Genomic DNA, 13946 nt, shown 5'->3' with positions numbered 1-13946 from the left:
GGCAAACTGGACAAATGAAAAAAGGAAAATTAGGAGTTTATGTAGAAAGAGAGACGGGTGGAAAAATGTTTGTGGATTTACATGTGCATACAACCGCTTCCGATGGCTCAGATAGTCCAAAGGAGGTTGTTTATAAAGCTAAAAAACTCGGGCTTAAGGCTATTGCCATTACCGACCATGATACCATTGGCGGTATAAAAGAAGCTTTACAGGTATCCGGAGAAACGGGCGTGGAAGTTTTAAGCGGTATTGAGTTAAGTACTGAATACCAGGGTATGGAAGTTCATGTACTGGGATATTTAATAGATATCAGAGATGACAGGTTATTAACTTACCTGGCTAATTCCAAGGAATCCCGGTTAAAGCGCATCTTTAAGATTGTAAAAAAGTTACGAAAATTAAATTTCCCCATATCCTTTGAAGATGTATTGGCGGAAGCAGGTGACGGGTCTATAGGGCGCCCGCACGTGGCTAGGGTTTTGGTGCGAAAAGGGATCGTCAGCTCTATAGGGGAAGCCTTCGACCAGTATATTGGACAAGGCAGGGTTGCCTTTGTGCCCCGGGACAAGTGTACCCCGGTTGATGCGGTTAATTTGATCCGCGGGGCTGGAGGTGTGGCAGTGTTGGCTCATCCGGGTTTGGCTGACATAGATCAATATATTCCTTATCTTGTTAAGGAAGGGTTACAGGGAATTGAAGTTTATCATCCCCAGCATAATCAAACTGATATAAAACATTACTTAAGTATTTCCAGGCGTTGGAACTTATTGGTTACCGGTGGATCTGATTATCACGGGAAAGATGCTAGAGGGCATGAAGCACTGGGTACGGCCACTGTACGATATCAAGTGGTAGAAGAATTATATCGTTTAGCAAAAGGCTAATAAAAAATGAATTTAATCAATTAATTATTTAACTATAAATGATTTTAGGGGGATATGGAGCTGTGCAAGTGGCTCGTAGAATTCAAAATTTAACGTCGGCAATATTCAATGAAATGGAACAGGTAAAAAAGAAGGTAGAAGCAAGGGGAACAACCGTAATCAATTTAGGTGTAGGGAGCCCTGATTTACCTCCTGCTCCCCATATAATTGATGCCATGCGCAAGGCCCTGGAGAATCCCGTTAACTTCAGATATCCTTTGGAAGGATTACCGCGTTTGTACCAAGCGGTTGCCAAATGGTATAAAAGACGCTTTGGTGTAGAGATTGAGCCGGAAAGGGAAGTGCTGGTACTGATGGGATCTCAGGATGGCTTGGCACATCTGGCCCTGGCCTATATAAATCCGGGAGATGTAGCTTTGGTCCCCGATCCTTCTTATCCCATTTATTCATGTAGTATACACTTGGCGGAGGGCCAAATATATTCTATGCCCTTATTAAAAGAAAATGGGTTTTTACCTGATTTAGATGCAATTCCGGAAGATGTGGCCTATAAGGCAAAGCTTATGTGGCTAAATTATCCCAATAACCCCATAGCTGTGTCTGCTGATAGGCCTTTTTTTGAAAAAGTAGTCGATTTCGCAAAAAAATATGATATTATTGTTTGCCATGATGCTGCCTACTGTGAACTGGCTTATGATGGTTTTAAGCCTATGAGTTTTTTGGAAGTTCCGGGAGCGAAAGATGTAGGTGTGGAGTTTTACTCCCTATCCAAAACATATAATATGGCCGGATGTAGAATAGGCTTTGTGGTAGGTAATGCTGAGATCCTTGAAGTGCTGGGAAGATTTAAGTCAAATATCGATTATGGGGTATTCAGGGTAGTTCAAGAGGCAGGTATAGCTGCTCTTGAAGGGCCTCAGGATTGTGTTAGCCAAAATGCTCTCACTTACCAGTCCAGGAGAGATGTATTGGTTAACGGGCTGGCAAAATTAGGATGGTATATGCCAAAGCCCCGGGCATCAATGTTTGTTTGGGCACCTTTGCCGGGAGGCAGGACATCTTCGAGAGAATTTGCCTTTGAATTACTGGAAAGGACAGGAGTGTTGGTGATTCCGGGCGTGGCATTTGGCTCAAGGGGTGAGGGTTATGTTCGCATCGGATTGGTGCAGGAGGAGGAGTTCTTGCAACAAGCAGTGGAGCGCATAGGAAAAGCCTATAAATTTTAGTTGTTGTTACCAATTATATGATTATGTCTATTAACAACACCACCGGCATATATTAAAAATTAGCATCTGTGGTAAGGTGGTGGTGTTGTGGAAGGTAGTGAAGAAATTCTTTATCTCCGGCGTCGGGTTAGGGAGCTGGAAGAAAAGGTGGCCCAATTGCGCTTAAGTAGAAGGGTATTAATGAACCTTTTGGAGCGCTTGGAAAAAGAAAAATGGCAATTTTGGATACGTTTAGAGAAAGAAAATAAAAGGTTACACCGGGTCAATTACAATTATGCTAAACGGCTTATGCATAAAAATAAGCGCATTGTTGAGTTGGAGGCTCAATTGAACCAGTATAAATCAGGGAATTCAGTCAATTAGTAATCTCACTTGGAGCTTTCGGGGAGATGTTTATGCGTATTGCTGTGGTTGATGGGCAGGGTGGCGGGATTGGAAAACATATTATGGAAAGAATACGTAAAATAAGCCCTGAAGGTATATATTTACTTGCCCTGGGTACCAATGCATTGGCTACTTCCGTTATGTTAAAGGCCGGCGCCAATGAAGGTGCTAGTGGGGAAAATGCCATAGTTTATAATGCACCCAGGGTAGATATTATTGTAGGGCCGGTTAGTATCATGTGCGCAAATTCCATGTCAGGAGAATTAACTCCTAAAATGGCCGAGGCCATAGCATCCAGCCCGGCTAAAAAGATATTACTTCCTTTAACCAAATCAGAAGTAGAAATTGTAGGTGTAAGGTCCGAGCCCTTGCCTCATCTTATTGATGAGCTGGTGGACAAAATAAAGAAATTATTAATAGAAGGGTAATTTATAGTTGGTGAAGGATTTTAATTTTAGATGTAGAATTTTTTAAAGTAAAATCAAATATTTTAATTTCCAGTGTCCCCTCCGGGGGAGATTAAGGAGTGTAGCTTAAAAATGTGTATCCCTCTGTTAAGAAGAGGGTATGGCTTGTTAAGTTAAAGGCAAAACCTCGGTCCGGGAGGGCTGGGGTTTTTTATTTTTTGAAAGGGTGGCAATATGGAAAAACTGGGTATAATTTTGGTACTTGGCGGCGCTCGCAGCGGCAAAAGTTATTTTGCTGAAAGGATAGCCCAAAATTCGGGTTTGGAGGTTGTTTATGTAGCAACTTCTGAAGTGCGTGATGAAGAAATGGCTTTACGGGTAAAAAAGCACCGGGACCGTAGGCCGGTTCATTGGCGAACGGTGGAAGAGCCCTTTGCCCCGGAAGAGGAAATTAGCAAGGTTGTGGGACCGTCAAAGATTATTTTGTTTGACTGCATTACGTTATGGGTATCAAATCTCCTACTGCACCGAAAATTACCTTATTGGGGAGCAGGGACCGATGAGAAAGAAAAGTATATATTGAAAAAGGTAGAGAAATTGTTGGAATTATTGCGTAGCAACAATACCAGTGCAATATTGGTATCCAATGAAGTGGGGTGGGGTATAGTTCCGGAGAATTCTCTGGCAAGGACGTACAGAGATATTATCGGCAGGGTGAATCAATTATGTGCAAGGTATGCATCCCGTGTTTATCTTACTGTGGCTGGATTACCTGTTGAGATAAAATCTTTGGCTGTTGAATTACCAGGGACAGGAACATTAAAAGGGGGGTGCCGAATATGACTGCTAAAACTATTATGGTTCAAGGGACGGCCTCCCATGTGGGTAAAAGTATATTAGTTACCGCCCTATGTAGAATTTTTTACCGGGATGGGTATAGAGTAGCTCCCTTTAAGTCTCAAAATATGGCTCTTAACTCCTTTGTTACCCGTGATGGCGGGGAAATGGGCCGGTCAACGGTAGTACAAGCCGAGGCGGCGGGAGTTGAGCCAACGGTAAATATGAATCCGGTTCTTTTAAAACCTACGGGACACGCATCTTCTCAGGTTATCTTGATGGGTAAACCTGTAGGAAATAAATCAGCATATCTCTATCACCGGGAATATGTGAAAGAGGCTTGGGAAGCTATTTGTGAAGCTTTTAACTACCTTAAAAAACAATACGACGTGATAGTGATAGAAGGTGCGGGAAGTCCTGCTGAAGTTAACCTGCAGAAATATGAAATTGTTAACATGAAAGTGGCCAAGCTTGCCGGGGCACCCGTATTATTGGTTGCAGATATAGATAAGGGAGGGGCTTTGGCCTCAATTGTAGGGACTTTGGAATTATTACCCCCGGAAGACAGGGAAAGGGTGGCCGGGATAATTATAAATAAATTCAGGGGGGATATTTCCCTTTTCAAGCCGGCCATTGATTTTTTAGAAGAGAAAACAAGGAAACCAGTGGTGGGAATAATTCCTTATTTTAAGCAATTACGTATTCAAGAGGAGGATACAGTGCCCGAGGACCGGGCCAATTTTAAAGAGAGTAAGGACGGGAACTGTATAGAAGTAGCAGTAATTCACTTGCCGCACATATCCAACTTTACCGATTTCGATCCCCTGGAGGAAGAGCCCGACGTTTACCTTCGATATGTAGGTAGAGGAAGCCGGCTAGGGAATCCTGACTTAATTATAATACCTGGAAGTAAGAATACCATTGAAGATCTTATTTACTTAAAACAATCCGGACTTGCCGGGGAAATTTTATCCCTGGCTTTCCAAGGAATCCCTGTAATAGGTATTTGTGGTGGGTTTCAGATGCTGGGGAAGGAATTACGTGATCCGGAACGTGTGGAATCTGCAATTCCCGTAACGGAAGGCCTCGGTCTTTTAAATACTGTTACTATCTTTTCAGCGGATAAGGTGACTCACCAAGTTGAAGCCCGGGTGGCCCACCAAGGAATATTGACCAAAGGGCTGAATGAAAATTACCTTACCGGTTATGAAATCCACATGGGTCGTACAGAGTTGGGGCCTGAGGTAAAACCGGCTTTTACAATTTGGCAAAGATCCGGCCAGAATGTTTGTGATCCAGACGGTGCCGTAAGTCTCGATGGGAGAGTGATGGGAACTTACATTCACGGCATATTTGACAATGATCATTTTAGGAGGGGAGTTATTAACGCCCTGCGTCTGTTAAAAGGTTGGGAGCCCTTAAAAGAAACACGTCCTTTTTCAATATGGGCCCAGCGGCAAAGGGATTATGACAGGCTTGCGGAATTGGTGCGGGGAAATATGGATATGAAACTTTTATATAAGATATTAAACCGGGAAGTGTAGCAATGGGCTTCCAAGTACTTATTGCCTATATAGTTGACTTACTTGTGGGTGATCCACGTCCTTTACCCCACCCAGTAGTGTTAATGGGAAAATGTATATCATTGATGGAGTTAATTATCAGGCGTTTTGTGCATTCCCCTCGGGGTTTAAAGCTTGCAGGCGCAGGGATAGTTATCGTAATTGCAGGGGGAAGTTATATTGTTACGGCCATATTGTTACACTTACTGGCTCTTATTCATCCGTTTTTGGCCTATGCGGCGGGAACATGGTTAATCTCCACCACCATTGCCGCTCGAGGTCTTTCTCAGGCAGCCCATGAAATTCGGCTCAGTTTGACTCAGGGGCGTTTACAGTCTGCACGGCAGCAGGTGGGAATGGTAGTGGGACGGGACAGTGCCCAAATGAATGCTTCGGAAATTTCCAGGGCCACAGTGGAAACGGTGGCGGAAAATACAGTAGATGCCGTAGTGGCCCCCTTATTTTATGCATTTATTGCCGGCCCCCCCGGGGCAATGGCTTACCGTGCCGCGAATACCTTAGATTCCATGCTCGGATACAGAGACAACAGGTACTTATATCTGGGGTGGGCTTCGGCAAAGTTTGATGATATTATAAACTATATACCTGCGCGGCTTACGGGGTTATTGATGCTGGTTGCTGTCTGGATGACAAACCGCGATGTTAAAGGAGGTCTTAAGGCCTTATTAAAGGATGCCTGTAAACACCCGAGTCCAAATGCCGGTATACCTGAATCGGTGATTGCCGGGGCCTTGCGGGTGCGCTTGGGAGGATTGAACTATTATCGGGGACAGCCTTCCTTTAAAGCCTACATGGGATCAGGAAATGCAATGGTCCTGCCCAGCCACATCAGGCCGGCTGTGGATTTAATGCTCTTAACCTCATTTTTGGCTGCTTTTCTGGGGTGGCTGGTCTACCTGATATTATGAATGGCTGAAGAGGATGTGAGAAAAATGCATGTCGAGCATATCCACGGAGGAGATGTTTTAGGGGCGGCAAAAGCCCTGGGTTTGGAACAATCAAAAATTATTGATTTTAGTGCTAATATAAATCCCCTGGGCCCACCACCAGGGGTGTTTGATTCCATTTCCAAATGTATGGATATGATTGTGCATTATCCGGATCCCCATTGCCGGGAGTTAAAAGGGGCCTTGTCCCAATATCTAGAAATAAAGGAAAAATACATCATTGTGGGCAATGGGGTCTCCGAGTTAATTTATCTCCTGGTTCGGGTATTAAACTGCCGGCGGGCTTTAATACCGGTACCTACCTTTACGGAATACGGTATAGCGGTAATTACCGCTGGAGGGGTTGTAAATGAGTTTCCTCTGCAACCCGAAGACGGTTTCCGCCTGGATGCTGATAAAGTAATTTCTCAGTTATCTCCCGGCGATTTAATATTTGTATGTAACCCTAACAATCCGACCGGGAACTTATATCCCCGAAGCGCCCTTTTATATCTCTTAAAAAATGTGGAAGCAAAGGATGCATATTTGGTGGTGGATGAAGCTTTCATAGATTTCGTCAGTGACGTTAAAGGTCATAGCATGGTTTCCCGGGTTGTAAAAAGTTCCAATTTAATTGTGTTTTATTCCCTAACTAAGTTTTTTGGTATTCCGGGGTTGAGATTAGGGGCTATGATTGGGCCTTCCCAGCTGGTTGAAAAAATGGTGGCAGCGAAGGACCCCTGGAATGTTAATCTGTTTGCTCAGGTAGCGGGCGTAGCGGCATTAAAAGATGTTGAGCATATGAAAAAAACCAGGGAATTGGTTAAAACGGAAAGGGAATATCTATATAACAGACTGGTTGATTTGCCCGGGATTAAGCCTTTCCCCGGAGAGGCTAATTACCTTTTGGTAAATATAAAGGACACAGGCTTTAAATGTGGTGAGCTTACAAAATTGCTGGGGCAAAGGGGAGTGTTGGTGCGAGATTGTAGCAGTTTTAGCGGGCTTGGTGATGATTATATTAGGGTGGCGGTAAAAACCAGGGCGGAAAACCGTCATCTTATTGCCGAATTGGCAAAGGTTTTGGAAGGAGAGAGGTCATGAATTGCCGTGTTTATTTGGTAAGGCACGGGGAGACAGCGTGGAATGCGGAAATGCGATTCCAGGGTCATTCCAACGTTACTTTAAATGAAAAGGGCAGGCAGCAGGCTCGTGCCCTTGCCGATAGACTGAAAAAGGAAGATTTCAACGGTATTTATGCAAGTGACCTTGAGAGGGCTTATGAAACTGCAAAGATAATAGCCCGCCCTCATAATTTGGAAGTTCAGCGGGAACCGGGATTCAGGGAAATAAATTTTGGTTTTTGGGAAGGACTTACTTTTCAGGAAATTCGCAAAAAATATACCGAAACCGCTGCAAAATGGTGGGAAAAACCCCTGCGAACTCCTGTCCCCGGCGGAGAGTCCCTGGAAGAAGTAGTAAACAGAAGTATGACTGCACTGTACAATATCTGCAACAAGCATAGGGGCCATAATATATTAATTGTTTCCCATGGAGGTGTCATCAGATCCATAATCAGCAGTGTGCTGGGGATGGATTTAAATGAATATTGGCGGCTACGGCAAGATAATTTAGCATTGAATATAATTTTTTTCCCCGAATGGGGAAAAGGTATTTTGGAGCTCTTTAATGATTGCAGTCATCTCGATAAAGAGTAACCTCCATGGTTTACCTAGTGATGCTCTTCCATTACAGCCGTGTTATCGGCCTCCGGTATTTGGGCGTTCTCCAGAATTCTTTTGGGGTAGGCTAATTTAACACCTTTTTCATAACATTTCTGCCATATAAGTTCTTTGATTACTTTCTCTACTGTCCAAAGGGAGGCGGGTAAAGTTTTTGCAATAATTATAAAAGTACCTCCTCGGTCATTGTTATCGATATCTGATACTCCGTAAACTTGTGGTGGTTCAACATAACGGCCCTGCTGATCCTTGAGTAGGTGTTCTCCATAACTTTGTTCGAATTCACGGCAGACCTCTTCCAATAAACTGCGAATCCTTTTGGGGTTTTCTTCGTAGGGAAAGGTAGCAGAAACGATGGCCCGGAGTTCCTCTCTGTTATAGTTACGAACAGTTTCAATTTTAGAATTGGCAATGTAAAACTTTTTTCCCGACCATTCCCTTATGGTTGTCATACGCAAGCCCATTTCTTCAACGGTACCTCTTACTGAATTATTTACTTCCACAAAATCGCCCACGTGAAACTGGTCTTCAAACATAATAAAAAATCCGGTAATGATATCTTTTACCAGACTCTGGGCGCCAAAACCTATAGCTAGGCCCACTACGCCGGCTCCTGCAAGAATAGGCGTAATTTGTTTCATGGGTATGAATACAGTAATTATAAGCAAGGCCGATATGATAAATAAAATATATTTGGTGGTTGACATAAGAAGGGAAATTAACGTTTCCTTCTTATTTTCGTTCAAACGGGCGAGGCGGAAAGCGCGAACAATGATCTTGTAACGTATACGTAACAACAGATACGTGGCAAAAATTATAAGTGTAATATATATGGCCCCTTGAACAATGTTTAAAAAGTTTATATCAGATAAAACCGTCATTAGATGGGAAAGGTTAAGTTGCTCGGTTAATGCTTGCGTGAATTGCTCCATATTGATTCACTCCTTCTTGCAGAATCTCCCCAGCTAAATATATTCCGTAAGTTTATTCTAATCCAGGAGCATTTACCGTTGAATATCATAGTTAAGAGTTTCTTTTACCTGCTGGTAGTAAAATAGCTCCGAAAATCAAAATTATTCTTTAAAGAATGAAATAAATCGTCATTAATCACTAACCATCAAACTACTATTTGTGGGCAGATCCCGGGATCTGCCATTTTTGTTTTAACTCCTGGCATTTTATGGGTACCTGGATTCATATAATGTAAGCAAAAAGGACAAGGGCGAGAGATAAATGGAGGCTTTTCAACATAAATTACTTTTAATTTTTTTTACGGCTCTTGGCATGATGCTGGGAGCCGCTTTAATCGGTTCGTTAGCGGCTCTTATAGCAAAAGAACCACCGGTGGCTATAATGTTAAAATTGGCCAGAGAGATAAAAATATGGGCGGTTGCCGCCGCCCTTGGCGGGACTTTTTCGTTTCTAGAAGTTTTGGAGTCCGGTTTGTTTCAGGGTGAAATAAGGGCTATGATAAAGCAGTTGTGTTATGTAATAAGTGCAATTGCGGGTACCCAAGTGGGGTATTATTTATTGATGGCCCTGGTTGGCGATAAAGGATGAGAAGCTGGGGCAGATTTTTTGCTACCTTTATTATCGGAGTATTGGCGGGGGCTTCCCTGACCAATATAATTATAGGGGTACAAATTGATAATTTGCATATGAGCAATCAGGCTCTCCAGCAACAATTGTCGGTTAGTGAAAAGGAACTCCAGGCCTTAAAAGAAAGCCTTGCTGAAAAGAAAAAACAAATTATAACGGGGATAGAGGTCAAAGTTGATTTTATCGGGGAAAAATTAATAGGGTACGAGGAAAGCGCTGCCAGATTAATGGCGGAAAAGAGAGTGGAGGAGTGGTTGGAGGTAATTAAAGGACAAGAAATAGATGATTTGGATTATATGTTGATTCCTAAAATTATTGATAACAGGGAAATAGATGTAGAAGGCAGAAAGTTTAATCTTAAGGTTAAAATGGTAGTAATTACAAAAACAGTAATTATTTATTTGGAAGCAAAACCCGTTGTAGAAAGTGCAGAATAATATCATAAAGTATTGGAGGTTGGTTACACTAAGAAAAAACCAAAGGAAGTGGGGCGCAATGGAAGAATTCATCCGTTCCCGGGTTCCCTGGAGTACTGAGCCTAACCTGAAAACTAAAACTGAAGAAGTAGGAATTGACTTTGATGCCTTTATTGAAGGGCTTAAAAACAATAAATCGGATATCGAAATGGCCCGGGAATTTGGTGTTTCCTCAAAGGTAATTATGCATTTGAAGGATCATTTTATACGCCGGGGGTTAGGTTCCATAATGGGTCAGGATTGAGAACGAGGAGGGCTTTTACCCTCCTTGTTTAACGAAATAGGTTTTGTTCTACATATTGTATCATTTTGCGTACCATGTTTCCGCCAATTTTCCCGCCGATGCGGCCGCCTACCGCACCACAAGCCCTGGATGATACATTGCCCCAATAATTGTTTTCAATTTGGGGTGTTAGCCCCAGTTCATTGGCTATTTTATACTTCATGTTATAAGTAATTTGGTTAAAGTTATGGGGAGTTACCACAGGTTGTCCAACAATGTTACCATAACCTAGTTCAGTAGCCACTTCATATTTAAAATTATTTAGCTCAGAGGCTGATGATGAAATTAGGGCATTGTTATTTCGAGTCATAATTAACACCTCCAGTATTATTTTTTCCCCGGGTTTAATGCATATGTTGTATTAATTAAGGTAGCTTTGTCAGGCTTGTGTTTTTGGCATAATAAAACTACAGAAAACGGCAATAAAAAATACATAGCTAAACAAAGAGGGCATTGCCATCACGCTCCCGAATAAAACCTTCTGTCGGACTAAGACAGGAGGGATGACGAGAGGTGTTAGCAATGCCACAACAACAGTATATCAAATACCTCTACGAAAAAGAAGATTGCAGCATTGCCAAAATTAGCTCAAGAGTTGGAGTCAACTGGCGGACCGCTGCCAAGTATGCCAAAAAGGACGATTGGAACGAACCGTATAAGAAACAAAAGCGCTGCCGGCCGGTTATGGAACCTTACGCGGAAATCGTTGACATGTGGCTCATGGAAGACATGCTTAAACCACGCAAGGAGCGCCGCACCGCGGCCGCCATTTATCGCCAGCTTAAAGCTGAACACGACTTTGAAGGCTCAGGGAGGACCGTGCGGCATTACGTTTCCCAGCGAAAGAAAGAGCTGCGGGCAGAACAGGAAGAAAAGTATTTGAAATTGGAACACCCACCGGGACGGGCCCAGGTGGACTTTGGGACGGTCCACGTGGTTTGGAATGGGGAATTAAAAGAAATCAAGTACCTTGCCTTTTCCTTTCCCTACAGCAATGCCGGCTTCTGCGTTCCGGTACCCAGCGAGAATACCCAGTGTTTTCTCCACGCCATGATCCAGGTTTTTGAAATGATTGGCGGTGTTCCCCAGCGCATTCGCTTTGACAACCTCCCGGCGGCCGTTGTTCGAATTGGTAAGGGGGAAGAACGGGAACTAACCGAAGCCTTCACCAGGTTCATGCTCCACTACCGGTTTGAGCCGGAATTCTGCAGCAGGGGCAAGGGCAACGAAAAGGGCAATGTGGAAAACAAGGTCGGTTACACCCGCCGCAACTGGCTGGTACCCTACCGGGAAATATCAAGCTTCGAACAACTAACCCGGGAACTTTACAAAAAAGCCCTGGAAGACCTGAACCGCACCCATTACGCCAAGGGCGTACCCATAGCAGAGCTTTGGGAAGAAGAAAAAAAGGCCCTTTTGCCCCTGCCCACGGTTCCCTTTGAAGCGGTGGAGATTGAAACCGCCCGGGTGGGCAAATACGGCAAGATCACCTGTCAGGGCGAAGTTTACAACATCCCTAGTGCCCGGATTGGGGATACGGTCCTGCTAAAGCTGTGGTGGGACCGGGTAGAGATCCTGGACCGGAACCAGCAGTGCCTGGGCACTTTTCCCCGGGAGTACACCATGAAAACCAAGCCAATTGACTGGAGGGGATACTTCAGCATCTTTATCAAAAAGCCCAGGGGGGCAAGACACGCCACCATGTACCGTTTTCTTTCCGAGCCGGTACGCAACTATCTGGAACAAGGGAACCCCTCAGCATACCGGGAGCGGCTTAAGTTCATCCATACCCTGCTGGAAGAGAAATTCACCATGGACCTAATTTCTGGGGCCCTTGAGAAAGCCCAAAGCCACCGGTGGGCAGACCAGGCCTTTATCCGGCATTTACTGTACCAGGCTGTCAACCCGGACAAGCCCCTTGAGCAATTAAACGAAAACTATACACCGGACAGCGTGCGGCAATATATGCCCCAGGTCAACGTCTATGACCTGCTGGTGCCCCGGAAGGAAGGGGGTGAAACCCCATGGCCGGAGCGTCTTTGAAAGAACAGTGTAAGGCCTTGAAACTTGCTCAAGTGCCCCGGATTTACCTGGACATCCCCTACAGTGACCGGGAACAGTACCTTACCGACCTGTTTAAGGTCGAGCTGGAGACGCGCTGGGCCAACAAAATCAAGCGCCTGGTCAAGAAAGCCGGCTTCCCTGTGCATAAGACCCTGGGTGATTTTGATTGGCAGCCGGTTACCCTGCCGGAGAATACCGCCATAACTGATCTTACGGACCTCAGCTTTATTAAACGCCGCGAAAACGTATTGGCTCTGGGGGCCGTGGGCACGGGAAAAACCCATCTGGCTATCGCCTTGGGAATCAAGGCTTGCACAGAAGGGAAAACGGTTTACTTTTATCGCTGTCTTGACCTTGCAAACACCTTGTTGGAAAGCCACCGCCAGGGCCGTTTAGGCAAAGCAATGGATGCTTTGAAAAAAGCAGATCTTGTCATAATTGACGAGCTGGGGTTTGTGCCCCTGCACCGTGACGGGGCGGAACTGTTGTTTAATGTTGTGGCCCAGGCTTACGAGCGCCAGAGCATAATCGTTACCTCTAACTTGCAATTCGGCCAGTGGAATACAGTACTGGGTGACAACCGGCTTACGGCCGCCCTGATTGACCGGCTGGTCCACCATGCTCACATACTGGCCTTTGAAGGTGAAAGCTATCGCCTGCAAAAAGCGCTGTCGGCCATGCCGGAGGAAAGAAGCCAAACAAAAAACATTTTATCTTAACTAATTCGCGGGATTTAACCTTTTTTCGAAGGGAGCGGCGGCCTTGACTGCCACCCCGCATGTGGTGATTATTGGGTGCTGACGGGGCGGCTCCGGGGAATATGTCATTATAACTAACCCCGCCGGAATCACCATTGTACCACATGCGGGGGCCCCGGCCGTCAAGGCTACCCTTCGGCGCCGCCTGCTAACATGGATTTTAGCCTCAAAGGCTCTCCAAGGAATATATTTTAAATTGCGTGATGGCAACCAAACTGTGTATTTTTTAATTGCCAAATTCGTTATTTTATACTTGCCAAACAGAGGCTTGACCCTTGACAAACAATGGTACTTGTAATTTGCAATTTTCCTATTATTTTTCTAGACATTTTAAGAAGGTATAAAAAAGTGCTGGCTGGTTTTATTTTAGTACCTTTACTGGAAATGGTTGTTTTGAGGATTGGCTAGGAACTGGGAGTATGGCTAACTCTGGTCTTTGTGGTTGGGTTAGGAGTTTTGGATTTATTTTTAATTAAACACCAAGGCTTTATGTATGGCACAGAACCTGGGCTGAGATATCCCGCGGGGACATTTACCGGGAGATACCATTTTAGACGAGGTTTTGGTGCTCCTGGGAGGTATTTTGTTAATAACCTCGGTTTTTTTAACTGCTATTTGCGGACTGATATTAATGTTCCCTGCTACCAGGCGGCGGGTACGGGAACTTTTAAAAGTTTGGCTGATTAATCAGCTACATCTTGGCAGGTGGTATTTTCGATTTAAAGAGTGGTAAAAAATTTTTTCTTTTCATAGACCCTATATATGCTATAATACTTT

17 protein-coding genes are annotated in these 13946 nt (G+C 44.3%); 15 read left to right on the top strand and 2 right to left on the bottom strand.

Going from position 1 to position 13946, the window contains the following annotated elements; all coding sequences use genetic code 11:
• Positions 1-14: 14 nt before the first annotated feature.
• The 9 genes from ACX4JR_RS11010 to cobC all read left to right on the top strand — a co-directional run bounded on the left by ACX4JR_RS11010 (position 15) and on the right by cobC (position 7965).
• Entirely contained in the window at positions 15-884 is an 870-nt protein-coding gene (locus tag ACX4JR_RS11010) for a PHP domain-containing protein (protein WP_476058104.1), read from the top strand.
• A 62-nt stretch (positions 885-946) separates the two neighbouring features.
• Positions 947-2110: an LL-diaminopimelate aminotransferase gene (locus tag ACX4JR_RS11005; protein ID WP_476058103.1), complete on the top strand. Its 1164-nt coding sequence runs from the start codon at positions 947-949 to the stop codon at positions 2108-2110.
• Positions 2111-2197: 87 nt separating this feature from the next.
• The gene (locus tag ACX4JR_RS11000; protein WP_476058102.1) at positions 2198-2473 is read left to right on the top strand and encodes a translation initiation factor 2; all 276 of its coding nucleotides are present in this window, start codon (positions 2198-2200) and stop codon (positions 2471-2473) included.
• Between the two features lie 32 nt (positions 2474-2505).
• A complete protein-coding gene (locus ACX4JR_RS10995; RefSeq protein ID WP_476058101.1) occupies positions 2506-2922 on the top strand; it encodes a DUF3842 family protein in 417 nt (138 codons plus the stop codon).
• 213 nt (positions 2923-3135) lie between these two features.
• Positions 3136-3744 carry a bifunctional adenosylcobinamide kinase/adenosylcobinamide-phosphate guanylyltransferase gene (cobU, locus tag ACX4JR_RS10990; protein ID WP_476058100.1) on the top strand — a complete coding sequence of 203 codons (609 nt, stop codon included), beginning with the start codon at positions 3136-3138 and terminating at the stop codon, positions 3742-3744.
• Positions 3741-5282 (top strand): cobyric acid synthase, encoded by a 1542-nt coding sequence (locus tag ACX4JR_RS10985; RefSeq protein ID WP_476058099.1) that lies wholly within the window; start codon positions 3741-3743, stop codon positions 5280-5282. Before cobU ends, ACX4JR_RS10985 begins: the two co-directional genes overlap by 4 nt.
• A gap of 2 nt (positions 5283-5284) precedes the next feature.
• Entirely contained in the window at positions 5285-6229 is a 945-nt protein-coding gene (gene cbiB, locus ACX4JR_RS10980) for an adenosylcobinamide-phosphate synthase CbiB (RefSeq protein WP_476058098.1), read from the top strand.
• Entirely contained in the window at positions 6230-7351 is a 1122-nt protein-coding gene (gene cobD / locus ACX4JR_RS10975; RefSeq protein WP_476058097.1) for a threonine-phosphate decarboxylase CobD, read from the top strand.
• The gene (gene cobC, locus ACX4JR_RS10970; RefSeq protein WP_476058096.1) at positions 7348-7965 is read left to right on the top strand and encodes an alpha-ribazole phosphatase; all 618 of its coding nucleotides are present in this window, start codon (positions 7348-7350) and stop codon (positions 7963-7965) included. Before cobD ends, cobC begins: the two co-directional genes overlap by 4 nt.
• A gap of 14 nt (positions 7966-7979) precedes the next feature.
• Here cobC and ACX4JR_RS10965 read toward each other — a convergent pair whose 3' ends face one another.
• Entirely contained in the window at positions 7980-8921 is a 942-nt protein-coding gene (locus ACX4JR_RS10965; protein WP_476058095.1) for a mechanosensitive ion channel family protein, read from the bottom strand.
• Between the two features lie 301 nt (positions 8922-9222).
• Between ACX4JR_RS10965 and ACX4JR_RS10960 the strand changes: the two genes are divergently transcribed.
• The 3 genes from ACX4JR_RS10960 to ACX4JR_RS10950 are packed head-to-tail and all read left to right on the top strand — an operon-like array spanning position 9223 to position 10308.
• Positions 9223-9549, top strand: coding sequence for a YtrH family sporulation protein (locus tag ACX4JR_RS10960; protein WP_476058094.1), 327 nt, complete (start codon positions 9223-9225; stop codon positions 9547-9549).
• Entirely contained in the window at positions 9546-10025 is a 480-nt protein-coding gene (locus ACX4JR_RS10955; RefSeq protein WP_476058093.1) for a sporulation membrane protein YtrI, read from the top strand. Before ACX4JR_RS10960 ends, ACX4JR_RS10955 begins: the two co-directional genes overlap by 4 nt.
• A gap of 58 nt (positions 10026-10083) precedes the next feature.
• Positions 10084-10308 (top strand): helix-turn-helix domain-containing protein, encoded by a 225-nt coding sequence (locus tag ACX4JR_RS10950; protein WP_476058092.1) that lies wholly within the window; start codon positions 10084-10086, stop codon positions 10306-10308.
• Positions 10309-10336: 28 nt separating this feature from the next.
• Here ACX4JR_RS10950 and ACX4JR_RS10945 read toward each other — a convergent pair whose 3' ends face one another.
• Positions 10337-10657: a small, acid-soluble spore protein, alpha/beta type gene (locus tag ACX4JR_RS10945; RefSeq protein ID WP_476058091.1), complete on the bottom strand. Its 321-nt coding sequence runs from the start codon at positions 10655-10657 to the stop codon at positions 10337-10339.
• Between the two features lie 212 nt (positions 10658-10869).
• Here ACX4JR_RS10945 and istA point away from each other — a divergent pair, with 212 nt between their 5' ends.
• From istA to ACX4JR_RS10930, 3 genes are all read left to right on the top strand, one after another.
• Entirely contained in the window at positions 10870-12390 is a 1521-nt protein-coding gene (gene istA / locus ACX4JR_RS10940; RefSeq protein WP_476058090.1) for an IS21 family transposase, read from the top strand.
• On the top strand, positions 12372-13130 hold the full coding sequence (gene istB / locus ACX4JR_RS10935) for an IS21-like element helper ATPase IstB (RefSeq protein ID WP_476058089.1): 759 nt from the start codon (positions 12372-12374) through the stop codon (positions 13128-13130). Before istA ends, istB begins: the two co-directional genes overlap by 19 nt.
• A gap of 556 nt (positions 13131-13686) precedes the next feature.
• Positions 13687-13902: an FxsA family protein gene (locus tag ACX4JR_RS10930; RefSeq protein WP_476060538.1), complete on the top strand. Its 216-nt coding sequence runs from the start codon at positions 13687-13689 to the stop codon at positions 13900-13902.
• Positions 13903-13946: the final 44 nt, after the last annotated feature.

Source organism: Desulfofundulus sp. JL263-se (assembly GCF_056316025.1).
This window is presented reverse-complemented; position numbering and strand designations above follow the sequence as displayed.